Source organism: Micromonospora sp. DT201 (assembly GCF_049841575.1).
Lineage (GTDB): Bacteria > Actinomycetota > Actinomycetes > Mycobacteriales > Micromonosporaceae > Micromonospora.
Genome location: NZ_JBNCKP010000067.1, coordinates 1 through 1,062 on the forward strand (window position 1 = coordinate 1; position 1,062 = coordinate 1,062).

Consider the following 1,062-nt stretch of genomic DNA (forward strand, 5'->3'; position numbering starts at 1 on the left):
GGGGGCTACTTATTGTTCTGAGGGTGGGTTTTTGTATGGGGCGCCGGGTTTTGATGCGGGGTTTTTTGGGATTTCGCCGCGTGAGGCTTTGGCGATGGATTCGCAGCAGCGGTTGTTGTTGGAGGTGTCGTGGGAGGCGTTTGAGCATGCGGGTGTGGTTCCGGCGGCGGTGCGGGGGAGTCGTACGGGTGTTTTTACTGGTGTGATGTATCACGATTATGTGCAGTTGTTGGGGGGTGCCTCTGCGGAGGTGGAGGGGTTGTTGGGTACGGGTAATTCGGGGAGTGTGGCGTCGGGTCGGGTGGCGTTTACGTTTGGTTTGCAGGGTCCTGCGGTGACGGTGGATACGGCGTGTTCGTCGTCGTTGGTGGCGTTGCATTTGGCGGTGCAGTCGTTGCGGCGGGGTGAGTGTTCGTTGGCGTTGGCGTCGGGTGTGGCGGTGATGGCGACGCCGGGTGTGTTTGTGGAGTTTTCTCGGCAGCGGGGTTTGGCTCCGGATGGGCGGTGTAAGTCGTTTGCGGGGGCGGCGGATGGGACTGGTTGGTCTGAGGGTGTGGGTGTGTTGGTGTTGGAGCGGTTGTCGGATGCGCGGCGTAATGGTCGTCGGGTGTTGGGGGTTATTCGTGGTTCGGCGGTGAATCAGGATGGTGCGTCGAGTGTGTTGACGGCGCCGAATGGTCCGGCGCAGCAGCGGGTGATTCGTGAGGCTCTGGCGGATGCGGGTGTGTCGCCGTCGGAGGTGGATGTGGTGGAGGCGCATGGGACGGGCACCCGGTTGGGTGATCCGATCGAGGCGCAGGCGTTGTTGGCGACGTATGGCAGGGATCGGTCGGGTGAGCCGCTGCGGCTGGGATCGTTGAAGTCGAATATTGGTCATACGCAGGCGGCGGCGGGTGTCGCGGGTGTGATCAAGATGGTGATGGCGATGCGGCATGGTGTGTTGCCGAAGACGTTGCATGTGGATGAGCCGTCGCCGCATGTGGATTGGTCGTCGGGGTCGGTGTCTTTGCTGACTGAGGCGGAGCCGTGGCCGGAGACTGGCCGGCCGCGTCGTGCGGGTGT

The 1,062-nt window shown here is 62.8% G+C and carries 1 protein-coding gene; it reads left to right on the forward strand.

Annotated features, from left to right (window positions below):
• Window positions 1–1,062 (forward strand): beta-ketoacyl synthase N-terminal-like domain-containing protein (locus tag ACLQ28_RS34425; protein WP_425690434.1); only part of this gene is annotated, 1,062 nt, incomplete at both ends.